The organism is Methanobacterium aggregans, assembly GCF_017874455.1.
Taxonomy (GTDB): domain Archaea; phylum Methanobacteriota; class Methanobacteria; order Methanobacteriales; family Methanobacteriaceae; genus Methanobacterium_C; species Methanobacterium_C aggregans.
Genome location: NZ_JAGGLN010000001.1, coordinates 222,303 through 242,577, shown reverse-complemented (window position 1 = coordinate 242,577; position 20,275 = coordinate 222,303). Strand labels below are relative to the sequence as shown.

The 20,275-nt window shown below is 38.5% G+C and carries 15 protein-coding genes; 5 read left to right on the top strand and 10 right to left on the bottom strand.

The features are described from left to right. Positions 1 to 257: 257 nt before the first annotated feature. From J2756_RS01165 to J2756_RS01145, 5 genes are all read left to right on the top strand, one after another. Positions 258 to 2,936 (top strand): valine--tRNA ligase, encoded by a 2,679-nt coding sequence (locus tag J2756_RS01165; protein WP_209581431.1) that lies wholly within the window; start codon positions 258 to 260, stop codon positions 2,934 to 2,936. 57 nt (positions 2,937 to 2,993) lie between these two features. Next, complete coding sequence (gene aroA / locus J2756_RS01160; protein WP_209581430.1) at positions 2,994 to 4,274, top strand: 3-phosphoshikimate 1-carboxyvinyltransferase; 1,281 nt, start codon at positions 2,994 to 2,996, stop codon at positions 4,272 to 4,274. Continuing rightward, positions 4,271 to 4,738 (top strand): GTP-binding protein, encoded by a 468-nt coding sequence (locus tag J2756_RS01155; RefSeq protein ID WP_209581429.1) that lies wholly within the window; start codon positions 4,271 to 4,273, stop codon positions 4,736 to 4,738. The genes aroA and J2756_RS01155 overlap by 4 nt, the downstream gene beginning before the upstream one ends. Before the next feature lie 50 nt (positions 4,739 to 4,788). Continuing rightward, positions 4,789 to 5,442 (top strand): endonuclease III domain-containing protein, encoded by a 654-nt coding sequence (locus tag J2756_RS01150; protein ID WP_209581428.1) that lies wholly within the window; start codon positions 4,789 to 4,791, stop codon positions 5,440 to 5,442. A gap of 402 nt (positions 5,443 to 5,844) precedes the next feature. Then, on the top strand, positions 5,845 to 8,052 hold the full coding sequence (locus J2756_RS01145) for a histidine kinase dimerization/phosphoacceptor domain -containing protein (RefSeq protein WP_209581427.1): 2,208 nt from the start codon (positions 5,845 to 5,847) through the stop codon (positions 8,050 to 8,052). Between the two features lie 253 nt (positions 8,053 to 8,305). Here the strand turns inward: J2756_RS01145 and J2756_RS01140 are convergent, their stop codons facing one another. From J2756_RS01140 to J2756_RS01095, 10 genes are all read right to left on the bottom strand, one after another. Next, a complete protein-coding gene (locus J2756_RS01140) occupies positions 8,306 to 10,480 on the bottom strand; it encodes a DHH family phosphoesterase (protein WP_209581426.1) in 2,175 nt (724 codons plus the stop codon). 91 nt (positions 10,481 to 10,571) lie between these two features. After that, positions 10,572 to 11,063 carry a hypothetical protein gene (locus tag J2756_RS01135; RefSeq protein ID WP_209581425.1) on the bottom strand — a complete coding sequence of 164 codons (492 nt, stop codon included), beginning with the start codon at positions 11,061 to 11,063 and terminating at the stop codon, positions 10,572 to 10,574. A 266-nt stretch (positions 11,064 to 11,329) separates the two neighbouring features. Then, positions 11,330 to 13,585, bottom strand: coding sequence for a histidine kinase dimerization/phosphoacceptor domain -containing protein (locus J2756_RS01130; RefSeq protein ID WP_209581424.1), 2,256 nt, complete (start codon positions 13,583 to 13,585; stop codon positions 11,330 to 11,332). 174 nt (positions 13,586 to 13,759) lie between these two features. Then, a complete protein-coding gene (locus tag J2756_RS01125) occupies positions 13,760 to 14,134 on the bottom strand; it encodes a desulfoferrodoxin (protein ID WP_245315868.1) in 375 nt (124 codons plus the stop codon). Positions 14,135 to 14,146: 12 nt separating this feature from the next. Continuing rightward, complete coding sequence (rbr, locus tag J2756_RS01120) at positions 14,147 to 14,731, bottom strand: rubrerythrin (protein WP_209581422.1); 585 nt, start codon at positions 14,729 to 14,731, stop codon at positions 14,147 to 14,149. Positions 14,732 to 14,982: 251 nt separating this feature from the next. Then, complete coding sequence (locus J2756_RS01115) at positions 14,983 to 15,720, bottom strand: transglutaminase domain-containing protein (RefSeq protein ID WP_209581419.1); 738 nt, start codon at positions 15,718 to 15,720, stop codon at positions 14,983 to 14,985. 540 nt (positions 15,721 to 16,260) lie between these two features. Further along, positions 16,261 to 18,204: a heavy metal translocating P-type ATPase gene (locus J2756_RS01110; protein WP_209581417.1), complete on the bottom strand. Its 1,944-nt coding sequence runs from the start codon at positions 18,202 to 18,204 to the stop codon at positions 16,261 to 16,263. Beyond that, complete coding sequence (locus tag J2756_RS01105) at positions 18,185 to 18,553, bottom strand: ArsR/SmtB family transcription factor (RefSeq protein ID WP_245315866.1); 369 nt, start codon at positions 18,551 to 18,553, stop codon at positions 18,185 to 18,187. The genes J2756_RS01110 and J2756_RS01105 overlap by 20 nt, the downstream gene beginning before the upstream one ends. Positions 18,554 to 18,806: 253 nt before the next feature. Then, positions 18,807 to 19,166, bottom strand: coding sequence for a VOC family protein (locus J2756_RS01100; protein WP_209581413.1), 360 nt, complete (start codon positions 19,164 to 19,166; stop codon positions 18,807 to 18,809). 210 nt (positions 19,167 to 19,376) lie between these two features. Continuing rightward, the gene (locus tag J2756_RS01095; RefSeq protein ID WP_209581410.1) at positions 19,377 to 20,192 is read right to left on the bottom strand and encodes an ATP-binding protein; all 816 of its coding nucleotides are present in this window, start codon (positions 20,190 to 20,192) and stop codon (positions 19,377 to 19,379) included. Positions 20,193 to 20,275: the final 83 nt, after the last annotated feature.

Genomic DNA, 20,275 nt, shown 5'->3' with positions numbered 1-20,275 from the left:
CCCTCATCTAGCCCATGAATCCACTTAGAAATATATTTATCTTGAGAAATTATATTAACCATATCAACTATTTTCATGGTTAATATTATGTCAGAAAAGTAATATATACTTAGTAAATCTTATGAGTAAGTCAGTTACTTATCCATATTTATTCAAATATATTAGTTTATCTGATTTTAAAGGTTAAAATCAATTACAAAATATGAACAAACAATTTATAAAAGAAGAATTTAACAGGAATTAACAGGAGAACTGAAATGACAGAAGACAACATTCCAAAGGACTACGATCACAAAAAAGAAACAGATTGGCAGGTGAAGTGGGAAAAAGACAATGCCCACAAGTTCATAGGTGACGGTACACGTCCCCGTTACATCATTGACACACCACCACCATACCCAACAGGCTCCATACACATGGGGCACGTTCTCAACTGGGTTTACATCGACATGGTAGCACGTTACAAACGAATGAAAGGCTTTGACGTGCTTTTCCCACAGGGATGGGACTGTCACGGCCTTCCAACAGAGGTTAAGGTTGAAGAAACCCATAACATCCGGAAAAATGATGTTCCAAGGGATGAATTCCGTCAGATGTGCATAGAACTCACCCACGACAACATTGAGAAGATGAAAACCCAGATGCAGTCACTTGGATTTTCACAGGACTGGTCAAGGGAATTCGTAACCATGACCCCAGAGTACCGGATGAAAACCCAACTCTCCTTCCTCAAACTCTATGAAAAAGGACTCATATACCGAGCTGTGCACCCTGTAAACTGGTGTCCTCGTTGCGAAACAGCAATAGCATTTGCAGAGGTTGAATACCATGAAAATGAAACCTACCTGAATTACCTTGAATTTCCAGAGGTTGAGGGTGAGGGTAACGTACTCATAGCCACCACAAGACCTGAACTGCTCTGTGCGTGTGTTGCAGTTGTTGTGCACCCTGAAGATAACAGGTACAAACACCTCGAGGGAAAAAAGGTTAAATTACCCTTATACAACCGCGAAGTCAGTATAATAACAGACAGGGATGTTGATCCAGAGTTCGGTACGGGTGCAGTTATGATATGTACCTTCGGTGACAAAACCGATGTTTCATGGGTTAACAGGTACGATCTCGACATAATTGAGGGAATTGATGAAACAGGGGTTATGAAGGAAGTTGCAGGTAAATATGCAGGCTTCACAATTCCAGAGTGTAAATCTGCGATCATCGATGACCTGAAATCAGAGGGATTCCTGACAAAACAGGAACGTGTTGACCAGAACGTTGGACTCTGCTGGAGGTGTAAAACACCAATAGAGATACTGGTTAAAAAACAGTGGTTCGTTGCTGTTAAAAAATTAACAGACAAGATATATGAAGCTGCAGATGAAATAAGCTGGATGCCAGAACATATGAAAACCAGGCTCCTGAACTGGACAGGTTCCATGGATTGGGACTGGTGTATATCCCGTCAAAGGCTCTTTGCAACACCAATACCAGTATGGTACTGTAAAGACTGCGGAAAGGTTCATCTGCCAAAAGAGGAGGAATTACCAGTTGACCCTGCCCTTGACAAACCATCAGAACCATGTGAATGTGGCTGCACTGAATTTACAGGTGAGCTGGATGTTCTGGATACATGGATGGACAGTTCAATAACGCCCCTTGTGATAGCAGGATGGCCTTCACCAGACTTTAAAAAGCATTTCCCCGCAGATTTAAGGCCACAGGGGCATGATATCATACGTACATGGGCTTTTTACACTATTTTAAGGTGTAAGGCACTTACAGGTGAAAAACCATTTGAAGGCATCGTTGTGAACGGTATGGTTTTCGGTGAGGACGGCCATAAGATGAGTAAATCACTTGGAAACGTTATAGCGCCTGAAACAGTTATTGAGGACTATGGTGCAGATGCACTCAGGTTATGGGCTGCAAACAGTGTTCCAGGTTCAGATGTTCCATTCGCATGGAAGGATGTGAAGCACGGCTACAAATTCCTCAGAAAGTTCTGGAATGCCTTCAGATTCATAAACATGCACATAAAAGATTTCAAAGTTGATGATGGTTCACAGGCGAGGATCATTGCAAACCTCAAACCCATGGATCAGTGGATACTATCCTGTTTGAACCGGCTTGTGGAGAATGTTACAGGTGCCCTTGAAACTTACAACTTTGCAGAGGCCCGTAACAGTATTCAGGCCTTTGTATGGCATGATTTCTGTGATGAATACATAGAGGCTGTTAAGTACCGTCTCTACACCGATGACCCTGAAATGCTTGCTTCCAAGGAAGCTGCACAGTACAGTCTTAAGATGGTTATAGAAACATCACTGAAACTTCTATCACCTCTCACACCACATTTTACAGAGGAAGTTTGCCAGTACCTTTATCCCGAAGGTATGAGCATTCACAGTACAGTCTGGCCTGAAGTTGAAGCTGACCTTATAAATGATGAAGCTGAGGATCTTGGTAAAACTGGTGTTGAGTTAATAGGAGATATCAGAAGGTTTAAATCTGCATCTAAAATGCCATTGAACACTCCAATAAAATCTACAACTGTTTACACAGAAAGTGAAGAACTTTACACCAAGTTGAATGGTTTGTCTGAGGATATAATGGGCACCATGAGGATCAAAGATTTGAAGGTTGAAATTGGTAAACCTGATGTTCAGGAGAAGGTTGTGGAACTCACACCAATCATGTCCAAGGTAGGACCTCACTTCAAGGGTGAAGCACCGAAGATTGTGCAGTACATAGCTTCCAACAACCCTGATGAAATTGCAGAAACTCTTGACAGGGATGGTGAAATCTCAATAGGTGGATCCACACTCACATGGGAGTATTTAACCCCAAGAAAGGAGCTGCTCGGAAAAACCGGTGAAAAGGTGGATATAATCCAATCAGAAAACCTGGATCTTGTGCTTGAGATTGTGAGAAACTAAAAATAAACCAATATTTGGATATCCAACACTGAAAATCAAAGGGAGAATGGAACAGTCATGGAACTCACAGTTCAAAGAGCAGAAAGGGTGGAGGGCATTGTTAAGGCTCCACCATCAAAAAGTTACAGCCACAGGGCATTCATACTGGCATCACTTGCAGAGGGAGAATCCATTGTTAGGGATGCCCTGTACTCCGAAGATACTCTGGCATCAATTGCATCATGCATGTCACTTGGATCAGAATTTAACAGAAAATCTGAAGATGAATGTGTTATCAATGGTTTTGGATGCAGTCCCCATACACCCAATGATGTTCTGGATGTTAAAAATTCAGGCACAACACTGCGTATAATGACCAGTGTTTCTGCCCTTGCACCGGGCTTTACAGTGTTCACAGGTGATGATTCCCTGAGACAAAGGCCAATGCAGGACCTTCTGGATTCACTCCATAATCTTGGAGTGAATGCTTATTCAACAAAAAATGATGGAAAAGCACCCTTAATTGTAAAAGGTGGATTTAAAGGTGGGAAAACTAGCATTGATGGAAATGTGAGTTCCCAATTCGTATCTTCCATCTTAATAGCATCTCCCTGTTCAGAGGAAGGTGTTGACCTTGAAGTCAGGGGAGAGTTCATATCACGTCCCTACGTTGACATGACCCTGGACATAATGAAGAAGTTTGGAGTCAAGGTTGATTGCAATGAAAATAGGAATTCATTCCATGTGGAGCCCCAGAAATATGAAAAAAGGGATTACACTGTTGAAGGAGATTATTCCTCAGCATCATACCTTGTTGCAGCTGCAAGTATTCTTGAATCAGATTTACTGGTTCAAAATCTTTTCTCTGATTCCAAACAGGGCGACATACTGATACTCGATGTTTTGCAGAGGATGGGCTGTGACCTTAAGCTTAAGAAGGATGAGGTTAAGATAAATGGACATGGAAGGCTTGGTGGTGTTGATGTGGATCTGCACAACGCCCCGGATCTCCTGCCTACAGTTGCAGCTCTCGGAGCACTTTCACATGGCACAACAAAGATATACGGTGTTGAACATGCCAGATACAAGGAAACTGACAGGATCCATACATGTGCACTTGAACTTTCAAAGCTCGGAGTTTCACTTGAAGAAAAAAGGGACGGCCTTGTGATACATGGAGGGAGGAGTGAAATCCATGGGGGTGTTGTTAACTCCCACAACGATCACAGGCTTGTTATGGCACTTTACTTAATTGGTTTGAAGGTTGGAAATGTTAAAATAGAAAATGCATCTGTTTACGATGTTTCATTTCCAGGCTTCCCTGAAACCATGAAAAAAATCTGCAGGACCAGAACATGACACGAAAAAAAGAAACCAAAATTGTGATCCTAGGATCCTACAACTCTGGAAAAACTACCACCCTTGAAAATCTATGCAATAAAAAAACAAAGGTCGAGTACAACGGTACCACCATAGCCCTTGACTACGGCAACATCAGGATAGATGGTGAGAAGGTTCATATATTTGGATCTCCAGGTCAGGAAAGATTCGAATTCATGAGGGAAATACTTTCAAGGGGACTTGACGGTGCAATTCTTGTTATAGACAGTCAGAAAGGAGTTACAAGTATTGATGAAGGCATAATCAACAATCTGAACCAGATGAATGTTCCCTACGTTGTATTTGCAAATAAACAGGATCTGAATCCAGAAACAGAATTTAAGGGCATAGGTGCAGATGTTAACGTGGTTCCAACCATTGCAACTGAGTGCAAAGGTGTGAAGGATGGACTTGACCTGCTTTACACTATGATAAAAAATTAGGTACCTATGGAATGGATCAAGTTAAATCCTTTTTTTAAGACTTTTTAGGTGTGGTAAAAATTTCAGAACGGATCAAAGAAATAGTTGAAACTCTGGGAGAGTTTTACACCCTCAGAACCTTTGAAGACAGCGACCCATTCAGAGTTCTCATCAGGACCATTCTTTCACAGAGAACACGAGATGAAAATACAGATGCTGCATCTGCATCCCTTTTTGCAAGGTACCCTACAGCAAAGCTCATTGCAAATGCACCCCTTGAGAACATTGAGATTCTCATTAAAAAATCTGGTTTTTATCATGTTAAGGCAAAGCGTGTGAAGGAAGTGTCTCGTATAATCCATGAGGACTATGGAGATGTTGTTCCTGAGGATATGAAGGAGCTTCTGAGCCTTCCAGGTGTTGGGCGTAAAACTGCAAACTGTGTGCTTGTATACGGCTTTCACAAGGATGCAATACCTGTAGATGTCCATGTGCACCGCATATCCAACCGCATAGGTCTTGCAGATACGAAAACACCTGAGGAGACAGAGGAAGTCCTTATGAAAACCGTGCCCCGTAAGTACTGGCTGCCACTAAACGATCTGATGGTGCAGTTCGGCCAGACCATCTGCAGGCCAATTGGACCCAAACATGAGGAATGTCCAATAGCTGAGCTCTGTGACTTCTACAATCATATGAATGATGAATTTGATGAAGAAAAATGAACTGCAACCATTTTTGATATCCCTTTTTATTATTCCGTGGTTTATTTCACTATCCAAAAATAAAATTTCTTTAAATATTGAGTTGAACCTTAACTAGATCGTTTAAAGATTTATTATATTCCTGATTTTATGAACTTAAATTTAATTTAATCATTAATCTTTGCTTATTTTTTAATTATTCAAATTTAAACAAGGTTATAACTTCTTGAAATTACTTTTTACTTATCCTTTTTTATTTTAACTTAGAAATTAGTATAAAACTATTAATACCAAAAAGAATATTAAAATATTTAGAATTGTATTAATATGTTTTAAAGTTGATTATAAGAGTAATAAACCTATAATTTACAGTTATAATAATATAATATTAGATTTAATGAAATTTGAACCCGGAGACTTATAATGAATCCCTATGCATTTTTATCCCTCTTTGCATCGATTGTAACCCTATTTCTAGGTAATTTCATTTACTACAAAAATCCAAAAAACCGGCTTAACCAGTTAATAGCTGTTTTATGTTTTTTGGTGGCATACCTCTCATTCGTTAACTTCAGTTTAAGGAATGCAGATAGTTACCAGACTGCATATTTATGGTTGAAGGCAAGTGTTCTCTGGCCTTTAATGAGTCCTATCGTTTTAACCATAGTCCTTACTGCTACAAAGAACCGGTTTTCCACTAACAAGGTGTTCTTGACGCTGATTTACATCCCCTCTATTCTTATCTCTCTTTTACAAGTTACAAGCAACCAGCTCACAATCAACATCATGGTGATGGAGTACTGGGGATGGACAAGCTCCTTGAATCTCAGTTCCCCCTTTTTATATTTAACAATGATATGGATTTTCTTAATAATAACTGTATCAATAGTCCTCTGTTACTCGTATTACAGAAAAACTAGAGGACTGGAGAAACAACAGACCCTTTATATTTTGTTGGGATTAATATTTGCAGTGATTGTGAGCTTGATTACTGATACAATCATACCACTTCTTTCAATAGAATTTCCAGGAATGGTTTACTTCGCAGCTGCACTGGGAGTTCTCTTCATCTCATACGGTGTGAGCCAGTACAAATTACCATCCCTAACACCAGAAATTGCAGCTGATGAGATTGTTTCAACCATTAAAAGCTTCCTGATAATGACTGATGACAACAATGAGATCAAGTACGTGAATCCAGCTGGTTTAAATCTTTTAGGGCAAAGTTACTCTGAGATCAGTGGTGAACATATTGAATCTGTTCTTCCAAACTTTGGAAATCAAAAAAACCTAACTTTGGAGGGTAACATTTCTGTAAAAAATTTTGAAACCCTGCTGAAGGATAAAAATGGGAATGAAATTCCTGTACTCTTATCAACTTCAGTTATAACCAAAAAATCTAGTTTAATTGGGGTTTTATATGTGGGAACAGATATCAGTGAAAGAAAAGCTGTTGAAAGGAAGAGAAAAGCACTTTCCAAACAAACCATTAAAAGACAAAGTGTTCTGCTTGAACTCTACAAAGAAGATATTTCAAACCCTGAAGCAACCCTTAAAAGACTCACTGAAACTGATTCCAAAACCCTTGATGTGGACAGGGTTAATGTATGGTTTTTCAATGAAGATAAAAGCTTTCTTGAATGTTCAGATATGTACCTTTCAAATGAGGGTCATCAGAGAAGTGAATTGAAGATCGAAGCAAAAAGTTGTCGAAAGTACCTTGAAACCCTCAAAAGATCCCACAACCTCACTGCAATGGATGCCCAGACAGATCCTAAAACCTCGGAATTTTCAGATTACCTTAAGCCCCACAGTATCATCTCCCTAATGGACGTTCCAATATGGCTTCATGGAGAGATGGTTGGTATTCTATGTCATGAACAAATCCAAAATAGAAGAGAATGGACATTTGAAGAGCAGGATTTTGCTGCATCCATCTCTTACATGATATCTCTTTCATTGGAGACCCATGAAAGGGAGCTGGCTCAAAGACAGATCATAGAATCCCTTGAAGAGAAGGAAGTTCTGCTTAGGGAGATACATCACCGTGTCAAGAACAACATGCAGATCATTTCAAGCCTCCTTAATCTACAATCCTCAACCCTTAAAACTAAGGAAATGAGAGATATTTTCAGGGAAAGCCAGAACAGGATCAAATCCATGTCAATGATACATGAACAGCTATACCAATCAAAGGACATTGCAAAGATCGACTTTGGTATCTACGTTACAAACCTCATAAAAAGTCTCTTCCAAATTTATTCAGGAACCTCAAGGCAGGTTGAATGGAATGTTGTCAGCGATAAAATTGAAATGGACATTGAAACTGCCCTGCCCTGCGGACTCATCTTAAACGAACTTGTGAGCAACTCCCTGAAACACGCCTTCAATGGATCTGAAGGCAAAATAAGGGTTAAAATCATTAGAGATACAGATATAATCAAAGTTGAAGTAGGAGATAATGGTTCAGGACTTCCAGAGAAGGTTCAACTGGAAACAACCTCAACATTGGGCTTGAAGCTTGTGGATATTCTGGTTAAACAGCTGGAGGGAGAGCTGGAAATTGACAGGGAAAATGGAACTTGCTTCACCATACGATTCAGGGAGCTGAATTACGGGGATAGGCTGTGAGATACATAAACCTGAGTATAATAAATAGTGTAAATCGAATTTTAGAATATTAGAATCTTTTTTTAATGATAGAAATTCATTTTAAAACTTTTATAAATCCTTTTAATAAAAATAAAAGCTTTTTTTAATAAATAAAAGATTCTAATAAAATTTTAATAAAAAAAGTAAGCTGGTGCAGCTTGAAGTTCTAAAGAACACTGCTCTTTAAAATATTTTAAAAATTAAGGAATGTCCAGAAATATTTTCTGAACTATTACTCCTTCAAATCTGCAACTTCCCTTGCAAAGGCATCAAGCACTTCCTTGGAGAGTCCCTCAATGAACTTCAGGGATCCGGCGCATTCATGGCCTCCACCGTCTATTCCTGCTGCAGGTATTTCAACTGCAAGCTTGGATACTATGTTGTTGAGGTTGAAGCCGAACTTCTCATTCACAGCATCTGTAGCCCTTATAACTGAGAAGTCAGGCCCAAATGCAAGTGTTACGATTGGCCTTTCTTCTCCGTACCTTTGAACCAGGTTGTCGTGGACAAATCCACATGTTTTACCAGGGGCAGGGTAGGTGAATTTATGTGCGAACTTCTCAACATCAAGAACACTGAAAACCAAACCGTTTGGAAGTTCCTGTGTTTTAAGGTTAGGTAAGGCTGCACGCATCTGGGTTTCAACCCTTCTTTGGGATTCATTGTAAAGGGCTTCAATGAGTTTTTCATGTTTGTCCGGATCTCCAAGGCCCAGTATGGTGTCTATGATTCCCCTGCCGTTCATGAATCTGAGGAAGAAGGCTTCGAAGTCTATGCAGGTTGCAACTCTATCCAGATCCTCAGGGCTGTAACCCTTTTCTTCTGCAAGTTTTATGTAAGCCTCAGCTTCTGTTGATCTGGCATGGTCCCCCACAGCTGCTATACCTGGGAAGTGTATGAGTCTTTCTTTAACATCAGGGTTTATCATCTTTGCAACTTCAACTGCAAGTGCACCTGCTGTTATCTGTGAATCTCCCCCAACAAGGTAGGGGTTGACATGGGTATCCACGTACTCGTCCACTGCAACTTTTCCATCTGTGACCTCACCTGGGAAGTGATGGTCAATAACCACAACTTCGATGCCGTATATCTTAACCTGCATTATGGCAAGTATATCCTCCTCAGTGGATCCGTTATCAAGTAAAACTAGGAGAGGTAGTTTCTGGCCGTGTCTCTCCATATCTTCAAGTGAGAATGATAGGTCCTTAACAACATCTTCTATTTCATAGAAGGGTGCTTTACTTGGTGCTCTTTTAAAGAAGTGCCATTCTGCGTCGCTGTCGTTGTTGGCCTCCCTGAGTATGGGTACAACTGCCTTTTCAATGGCAACTCCTGCACATATTCCATCTGCATCTGCATGGTGCCTTACAAGTATGGATCTTCCATCGAGTACAGCACGTCTTATTGCCTTTGCAGCTTCCATCATCTTTGGCCTTAACTTATCAAGGGTTGGGCTTTCAATTAAAAATTCAGTTGGCTCTGGCTCTGCACGTTCATCAAGGGCATCATTTATGAGCTTCCTCATTTCTGCCTCTTCCTTGCCCTGAACCTTCTCTATTGACTCAGATTCTATCTGGATCTTTCCACCGTGGAGTGAAACTTCTCCCATAATTTCAACTATGTCCCCTGTGATTATCTCAGGGTAAACCCTTACACCGGGTTCGTTGAAGGCTGCAGCCCATGTTGTGGAAGTTTCATCTGACACTGTGAATATGGTTGGTCCTGAAGTCTGTTGTATCTGTACAATTTCTCCAGTAAGGCTCACTGTTTTTCCCATGGATTTAGTGGTTATATCACCAATTTTTGTACGTGCAATATTCTTTTTAAGGGTCACAAGTTCGTAGTTACCCTTGATACTGGATGTTGTAAGGTCAACTTCTCCCTTCTTCCTTTTTATCTCAATGATCTTAACGAAGAGTTCCTCCCCTACACTGAATGGGGGTGATCTCATTCTTAAAAGTCCGTAGGTCTTTTTACTGAGACTTACAAAAACTCCGTAGTTTTCAACCCTTGTAATTTTACCCTTGTAGTCTGTTCCAACTTCAAGGTCATCTATATCACATGCAGGACTCAATATGTAAACCTTGTTCTTTGGTTCACAGTCACGGCAATAGTCACCGGAATCTATTTCCTTTCCGCATTTTTTGCATACATTCATTTCACCTTTACCTCCGCATTCCTGGCATGTTTCATGGAGTTCTATTTCTCCTTTACCTTTACAAACACTGCATGGGACTTCTTCTTCCTCATCCAGCTGAAAGTGTTTAACTGCATTGTTGGACAAACCCTTGAAATGATCCTTAAGGTTCACCTCACCTTTAACTCCTGTTCCATGACAGGTTTCACATTCATTGTAACCTGTAATTTTATATCCTTTTCCTTTACATTCTAAACATGTTCTTTTCATTCATAAACCTCATGAATATGATATTCCTAATTTTAACCTTTCTAATATGATTCATTTAAAACCTCACAAAAAGAAGGGTTTTCATTTTATTTCATTTAAATTTTGAAGGATTCTGTGATGCTATTGCATCTCTTTTTGCCTTAAAATCTACTGCTTGATTCATATAATTATTCGCAAGGTCTCTGTGTACATTTGCACTGCTTGTATCATTCTGCTGCATGTAGGGTATTGCAAGTTGAAGTTCTGAAGTTGCATTCACCTTGGCATCGATCTCATTTACAAGGTAACCCATGTAACTCACAAACACGTTATCATTTGAATCCTTTGCATATGTTAAAGCCTGATCAGCTGAAGATTTAGCAGCATTAAATTCATTTGTAGCATTACTGCAGTCTTCAAGCGCTTTATCGTACTGGAACCTGTTTGCATGATAAACTGCCTGATTATATGCAGTATCTCCAGTTTTAAGGTGGCTGTTTATTGAAGGTGCAAGTCCATCTATCTTGGATGCACCAGAATCTATACATCCACTTAAACCTACAACTAAAACCAGAAGAGAGATGATTAAAATCTTATTTTTCATGTTAAACCCACTTTTAAATGATTTAATTTCAGATAAAATGTAACTTATACATGATACTCCCAAATGGGATATTTAATTTTGTATAAATTGAATTCATCAAATCTTATTTGTTCCTCAAGTTTTTTATATGTTTTATATGTTCTCAAGGTTTAAAAGAATTTACATAAAATTTAGAAAACACACTGAAAATTAGGGGATAACCCACTGAAAAATGGAACATGAATACATGAATTCCATTGAATCTGTAAAAAAATGAAAAAAATGATCTAATAAATTTCAGCCCTTTTTGAGTAGTTAAGCTCCTTAAAGGTTATTTTAAACCTTGTCCCCTGCTCCACTTCAACTTCCATACTTCCATCAAGCTGTTCAACAAGACTGTTCACAAGACGAAGCCCAAGAGTCTTAACCTTTTTAGGATCCAAACCTTCCGGTAATCCCAAACCATTATCTCTTACAGTGAGAATGAATGTTTCACAGTTTTTATGTAGATTTAAATCTATATCCCCCTTTCCTTGTGGAAATGCGTGTTCTATTGAGTTTGTAACAAGTTCGTTGATTATCAGGCCCATTGGAACTGCAGTTTCCATACCAATTGAGAAATCATCCACATCAACATTGATTTTAATGAGATCCGGGTTAACCTCAGGGTTCTGCAGGAGGTTGCTTGTGATGCTCTTCACGTATCCAGAAAAGTCTATCTTTGATAATTTATCTGATATGTAAAGTTTTTCATGGATCATTGCCATAGAACGGATTCTGTTTCTGCTGTCCCTTAGTACGTGGTTTGTTTCTGGATCGTCTGTGTAGTTGGACTGTATGTTAAGGAGGCTTGAGATGATCTGCATGTTGTTGTTAACACGATGATGAACCTCCCTTAAAAGAACTTCCTTCTCCTCTAATGAAGCCAAGATCTCTTTTTCAGCTTTTTCGTGTGCATCCACCTCATTTTGCAACATTTTATTCGTTTTTTCCAGGGTTTTTGTTCTCTCTTCCACCATATCTTCAAGATGCTCCTGGTAACATCTGAGTTTTGCCTCGTTTTCCTTTCGATCTGTAATGTCACGGGCTGTGCTCAGTATCAGTAGATCCTTATTATGGGTAACCATTTTAGCGTTTACCTCAATGGGTATCACAGTCCCATCCCTATGGTACTGTGCTGATTCAAATATTGTCTCACCCTTAACCATTAACTCATCTACGTACTGTCCTGTGAATTTGGACTTACCTGGAACATTCAGATCATAAACATTGAGTTTCATTAACTCTTCCTTGGAGTAACCCCTCATTTTAGCAGCTTTCTCATTGGCGTAGAGCAGTTTCCCCTCCACATCATGGAGAACAATTGAATCTGTGGCTGTGTCCAGAAGTTCAACCTTTATCTTAAGATCGTCCTCAATTTTTTCACGTTCTGCTATCTCATTTTGGAGGTTTTTATTGGTATTTAAAAGCTCCTCTGTCCTTTCATAAACTTTGGACTCTAAATCTTTGTTAATCCTATGAAGCTCCCTATAAAGCCTGTTATTATCCTTTAATGTACTAATTTGGCGAGTTAAAGTCATTAAAATGATTAATATAACTCCCAGTGCAATAGTCGTGAAACTCAGATATGTTCCATGAAAATGGCCCCATATAAGTAAAAAGAAGGGTATGATCATCCATATGTAAGGGATGTAGGACATTGGTACTTCAAGGGAATATTCTGGAATCTTAGAATCCTCTTTGGCATTAGAAATAAGGGCATTTACCTGAAGAACCCCTGCAAGGCCTATTATCATCACAGCAATAACATAACTAATGTCAGATACTCCTCCATTTTGAATTGTACCCAACATGGATTGATATCCAAATATTGAATCGGACATTATCATGATTAGAGCCCCTACCATCAGGAGAAGGAGGGGTTCAAAATTCACATTTAAAAGACGCCTGTAGCTAAGGATTGAAAGGGCAAAGAGCAATATTAAATCTGAAATAGGATAATAAACCGTTAAAATTTGATTTAATAGTGGACTTGAAAGGTTTGTATCGATCATGGGCCCTATGAGAAAATTCCAGAAGATCAGGATGGATGAAAACATTATTATTCCAATGTCCAGTGCACTGTTGAATCTTTCATCCTTCTTGAGTGGCCTCTTAGGCAGGAAATATATTCCTAAAAGGAAAATTGGGTAGTAAGAGAGGTAAAATAGGTCTGCTAACGATGGAAATGGTACTTGTTTAAAGAAGGTTTCGATAAAAAACCATGAAAAGTCACCCACAAACCAGAAGAACTGGGCAATGGCAAGAAGTCCCCATGCAACGTAGATCTTTTGTGAATAAACCTTAGAAACTTTTGCAGCATAAGCAATGGACAAAAATGCAATGAAACTTACAAAAGCCATAGCTAAGTCATTGAGTTCTGCATAAAAGTTTTTATTTGAAAATAGGATGTTCAACAAGATGTAAATGATAAAAACGCCTGAAGCAATTATAACTCCATTTTTAAATGATGGTGAACGAACATGACCTTCAAAAATTTCCAACTAAACACCTCATTAGCATGAATTTAGGGGACATGGTATATATCAATTCGTCTTGGTTATAGGATTTTATTAATAAAAAGCATGATGAAACACTTAATTAATAAAATAATCAAAAAAGAGTAGTAATAATTTTTTTTAAAAAATAAAAAGAAAAGAAATTTAGAAGTAGTATTTTTAGGATCTCCAGAGCCCATGGACTGTGCAGTACTCCCTTGCCTTCACATCCCCTGCATCTTCCACTTCAAATTCTGCCTCTGGAGCATCTCCAGGTTTCAGGAATTTTTTGTACACTTCATCTCCAGATTTGAGCTCTATCCACTCGATGAAATGGGTTTCTTCCATTGGGTGTGGTACTGAGCCCACTTTAACTTTGAAGCCCTTTTCAATTTTTTCTATAATTGGAACGTGTTTTTCTGCCCCAACATCCTTTGGTTCCTCACTCAATAGTTCCATTTCAGTTCCACAACATGTCAGGTTTCCTCCACCAACATGGATGAGTTCAACAATGTTTCCACAAACGTTGCACCTGTAAATCTGTCCCCTTTCCAAAATAGTTCCCCCTTAATATTCCTCGCATAGAATCTCATAGTACTTGGTTGGATGGTCGCATGCAGGACATTTTTCTGGTGGTTCCATTCCTGTGTGAACGTATCCACATTTACGGCAAATCCATTTAACCTCTTCATCCTTTTTCAACATGGTTCCGGCTTCAACTTCCTCTAAAAGTTTCTTGTAGCGTTCCTCATGATGTTCCTCTGCATGACCTATTGCCCTTAACCTGACTGCAACTTCTTTAAGACCCTCCTTCTCTGCCACATCTGCAAATTCAGGGTACATTTCACTGTACTCATAATGTTCACCTGCTATTGCAGCTATGAGGTTTTCAGCTGTTGTTCCCAGTACAAGGGGTGCTTCAGCTTCAACAACCAACGCCTCCAGATCTTCACCAGAATCTTCTTTAAGTTCCTGTATTAATCTGAAGAGCCATTTAGCATGTTCACGCTCATTTTCAGCAGTTACAAGGAATATTTCAGCTAACTGTTCATATCCTTCCTTCTTCGCTGTCTTGGAGTAGAAAGTGTACCTGTTCCTTGCCTGACTTTCACCTATGAATGCTTTGCTTAGGTTTTCTAAGGTTTTTTTCATTACAAACACCAGTTCATTATTTAGGAGTACTGTTTAATAAATTTTTATAATTAGTATTAAAATGAGAAAAATTTCTAAAATTATTTCTAATTACGGTTTGAACTTAATATAAAAAATTTATGTATGGATCATGTCCTCATAATCCCTTCTAAATCGTGATGACTTGCATAAATGTCTTATTAATTTATTGCAAATCAATGAATAAATCTGTTTAAAAAAATAAGAAGGTTGTAAATACATCATATAACTACTTATGCAACTTGACTCTCTGATACAACTTGCACATCACTCGCAGGCTCAGATAATCCAAATTTAGTAACTTGATACGTGTCATCAGCCGCATGTGATACATCAACATTTATCCAATTACCATCACAACATATCTGCACCCAATAATGATGTTGGAGTACACTATGTACATATCGAACGTCTTCTTTTGGTATACCCACAGCTAGACAAAGGTTGTAAACAATTCTAGCAGTTTCCGCGCAGTTTGCTTCATGATATTTGGCCACATCCTGAATAGGACAACATGTGTTATAATGCACATGCCATTTTGTTACAACATGATAATATACATAATTAAAGACAGCTTCCCCTTTTTGTTGATTAGTATTTAGTTGAGGATAATTTTTTTTGTCATTTTTGATATCATTTGCCCAGTTTATATAATAATTCGATTGTGAATATGTACCTTTTTGATAACTGCTATCCTTTTTAAATAAATGCCAATTAATCTCATGCGAAACATAATTATAAATAGCTACTGGTGTAATTCCATTAACAAAAGTTTTAAAATTTATTATTGCTGTTGATGCCCCTGTTAATTCCGGAGTCGAATTATTAAAAGAAGCATTATCTACATTATATTCTAGGAATGGATCAATCATTCCATATACTGAATTCGAATCAGATGAGAAGAATATGAAAACAGAAACTAAACAAGCACATATTAAACCGCCAGCAATTATTAAATTTTTTCTGTCCATAATATGTCCTCTTATTCTGAGTATGAATCCCTTAAAGCATCCCTAAAAGGAGTTTGTTTGAGATCAACTAAATAATTTAATTGGTAATCTCCCTTATTAATTACATTATCTACTTCTTTTAGCGTTAGCCAACCATCTGTCCCTGCAGCTTATTAAACTCGTTTAATGTGTTTTTGCTTTTCCCTGTTGTAAGATCAACATAAATGTACTTAAATGTGTATTTACCATTTTCATCAATAATATTTACAGGTACTTTCCAAATTTCTTTTTCCTATCCATAATCAAAATCACACTAATTTATTGTAATTTAACATATATATAGAAGATTATATAAAAAATCTTAAAAAGTAAGTCTTTTAATTGTTTTATCAATGATATGCACTGGAATTTATTTTATTATCGTGAATTTTGCGAAAACTAACACTTCAACAATGATAATTGAAATATTGCTTCAAATATAAAATAAAGTCATAAATTTTTCATGTATATTTCTATAAAAAAAGAAGTTCAAAATAAAAAAAATAATTTTTATTTTTATTGTTAATTCACTATTTTTCCGTTGCCTATCCTCAGGGCGTTTAGTATAACAGCCAGACTCAGACCCATATCTCCAAAGGCAACTGCCATCCAGAGCGTCACAAATCCAAATACTGCAAGTACTGCAAATGAACTTTTAACAAGGATGGATACTGTAACATTCTCTTTAACAATAGCCATGGTTTTTTTGCTGAGCTTCATCATGTAGTTGAGCTTGGAAAGGTCATCATGCATCAGAGCCACATCAGCTGTTTCAATGGCAACATCAGAACCTGCAGCACCCATTGCTATGCCCACGTTGGACTTTGCAAGTGCAGGAGCATCGTTCACACCATCACCAACCATTCCAACCTGCCCCTCCTCAAGGAGTTTTTCAACTATCCTTACCTTGTCCTCAGGCAGAAGTCCAGAGTAATACTTATCAATCCCTATCTGGGATGAAACTGCCCTGGCTGTTCCTTCGTTATCTCCTGTGAGCATCACAGTTTTTATTCCCTGATTTTTAAGTTTTTGAACTGTTTTCTCTGCATTTTCCCGTATTTTATCCCTTAATCCAATTAATCCAATTACATGGTGATGATCTGCAATTAAGACCACTGTTTTCCCATTTTCTTCAAATTCTGTTACATCAGAACCTGGAACTTCCAGCCCATCCATCATGGAGTTTTTACCTGCATAAAATATTTTATCATCAATTTTACCTGTTATTCCCTTTCCTGCTATTGATTTGAAGTCTGAAACATCTTTAAGGGAGATCTTTTCCTTTTGAGCCATTTTCAGGATGGGTTCTGCAAGGGGGTGTTTGGATCGGGATTCCAAGGATGCTGCCACCTCCAGAACCTCCCTTTGGGAGTGGTTGTTGAAGCTCTTCACATCTGTTACCTCAAGCTTGCCCTCTGTCAGGGTTCCTGTTTTATCGAAGACCATGAGCTTTACGTTCTGCATTTCTTCTATGAACTGTCCCCCTTTTATGAGAACCCCGTTTTTTGTTGCGGAAGTTATACCTGAAACCATGGATACAGGTGTTGATATTGCAAGTGCACATGGACATGAAACAACCAGGAGAACCAGGGCCCTGTAAAACCATTCTTCAAAGGAAAGTCCGAATATTAATGGTGGGACCGTTGCAACAACTGCTGCTGCCAGTATCACTGTGGGCGTGTAGTAGCGGGCGAAACGAGTTATGAAAGCCTCTGTTTTTGACTTGTTTTTCTGGGACTCTTTGACAAGCTCTATTATCCTGGATATTACAGTTTCAGTGGACCTTTTGGTTACCTCAATTTCCAGATAACCCTCCTGGTTGATGGTACCTGCAAAAACAGTTAGTCCCGGATACTTTCCAACGGGCATGCTTTCACCTGTTATTGGTGCCTGGTTAACTGATGATGCACCATTTATAACGATTCCATCAAGGGGTATCTTGTCTCCAGGCTTCACAACCACCATGTTCCCAACCTCAACCTCGTGGGCATGAAGAACCTCTTCACTGTCACCTTTTTTTACAGTTGCAGTTTCAGGTGCTATCTTCAGCAAGGAAGCCATGGAATTTCTTGCCCTTTCACCGGCATAACTTTCTAAAAACTCTGCTATGAAAAACAAAAAGACCACAGATGCCCCTTCCACACCGTGTCCAATTAAAAATGCCCCTACTGCTGCAATGGTAATGAGGAGGTCTATGCTGAATTCTCCCCCTAAAAGTTCCTCAATCCCTTCCTTTATGATTTCGTATCCTGAAATTAGAACAACCATGAGAAAAAGGACCTGTGCAATTAGTTGGTGGCCTGTGAAGTTTTCAAGGAGAATACCAATGGTGAGTAGAACTGCGCTGCTTGTGATTATTGCGATGTTTTTTCTGTTCCATATGGATTCCCTTTCTTCAAACACATCTTCCTGGCAGGAACAGCTGCAGGATGTGTGGTTTTCATGTTTATCGGCATTCTCTGGCATGTTCTGACTCCATCTTTATTAACTGTATAACGTGTTGATCTGCAAGTTGATAGTAGGCCATTTTTCCTTTTTTCTGGAATTTAACCATGTTCCTCTCTCGAAGTAGGCGTAGCTGGTGAGATACTGCAGAATCAGTCATACCAAGTAGGGCTGCAAGATCACAGACACAAAGCTCCTTTTTAGATAGGGCATGGAGTATTTTAACCCTGGTTGGATCTCCAAGCATCTTAAAATCTGAAGCTATGCTCTGGAAGGTTTCTTCACTTAACATTTTGGATTTAACTTCCATGACTGAGTCTTTGTGTATGCACTTAACTTCACAGGTTCCATCATCACTTTCAATCTTCATATGAATAACTGTTCAATTGAACATATATAAAGGTTTTTATTTGGGTTTGAAAAAGATGGTGTAAACCCGGAACAGGCAAAAATTATCAAAAGAAGGCTGATAATAAGAAATTTTTTCTTAAGAGGTATTTAAAAAGTAGAATTAACTAATCAACTTCAGATAAATAAAAATTAATTATAAAAAAAGTTTATTTAAATGTTGATTAAATTTTAAGAGACTAATGAAAAATTTAGATAAAAAATAAGAATTGGGATCACTCCACCTTAAACTCCACTATCAGGAGGATGTTCCCCTCTGTATCCTGAAAGGATCCAGTGTAGCCAATACCTGGAACTCCCATTTTTTCAGTGAGCATTTTTCCACCTTCCATCTCAATTTTCTTGGCAAATTCCTCGTAGGAATCAACACTGATGGCGTTCCTGATTACATCACCTGATTCCTTGGGCATTATGGCCCCACCAATACCGGGCTCATCCTCTTCTCCAGTTTTTACGAGCCAATAATCAAAGGGACCCTCCCATTTTGTGATCTCCCATCCAAACACATTTTCATAGAACTTAGAAGCTCTCTCCATATCCTCTGCAGGTATCTCAAAGTGTACAACCTTTGACATGTTATCAACCCCATTTTTTTAAGAAAGAAATCCATAAAAATTGGTTTGATACAGATCTATCTGATGGTATAATTTTTGTTTTTAATAGGATTATAATGGTTTTGTTAAACACACATCAAAAAGAATCATTAAGATCCACTCCAATAATTCATTGCAAATTTAGATTTTAAAAAAAAAGAGATAAAAATTAGATTTATTTAATTTTCACACCTATATTATTTCCCCATTTATGGAAATAGTGTAATCCTTGATGATAATGTTCTTCTGGGCCTTTTCCAATGCCCTTTTAACTACAACCTCAATACCTGAACAGCATGGAACCTCCATGTGCACTATTGAGATGGATTTTATGTCCTGCTTCTTGAAGATTTCAGCCAGTTTATCAACGTACTGGTCTATGGTCTGATCAAGCTTTGGACAGAATATTATGAGAACTTTGTCCCTTAAAAACCTCTGATGGAAGTTGGGGTAGGCAAATGGTGCGCAGTCAGCAGCTATCAACAGATCCGCATGTTTCAGGTAGGGGACGTTTGGGTTTAGAAGCTGGAGCTGTATTGGCCAGTTTCCAAGTTCTGGACTGATTTTCACAGAAGTTTCAACATTTTCAGACCGTGTTTTAGTTAAATCCTGAGTCATTGATCCTGGACAGCCACATGCTAATGTCTCTTCTTCGTAATCAGGTACATCAATGCCTTTATTATTTAAAACATGAATTGCCTGCTTTAGAAGATTTTTCTCTCCGTGATCATTGAGGTGCTTCAGATGGGCCTTTATAACATTGGGTCCGGCTTTTACAATATTTTCCATGACTTTTGACTCATCGTAGGGTTCTGCTTCTCTCTCCTCAATTTCTATTGCTCCCTGGGGGCAGGTTCCAATGCAGGCCCCTAACCCGTCGCAGAAGAGGTCGCTGATGAGTCTGGCCTTTCCATCTATTACCTGCAGGGCTCCCTCGGGACATCCTGGAATGCAATCTCCACAACCTGTGCACTTTTCCTCGTTGATCCTGATAACATCTCTCTTCATGAGTATCACCTAAACCCATCATTTGTTTTATTAGTATAGAACAAAAGTATTATATAAATTTATACTTTTAATGATTTGGATCA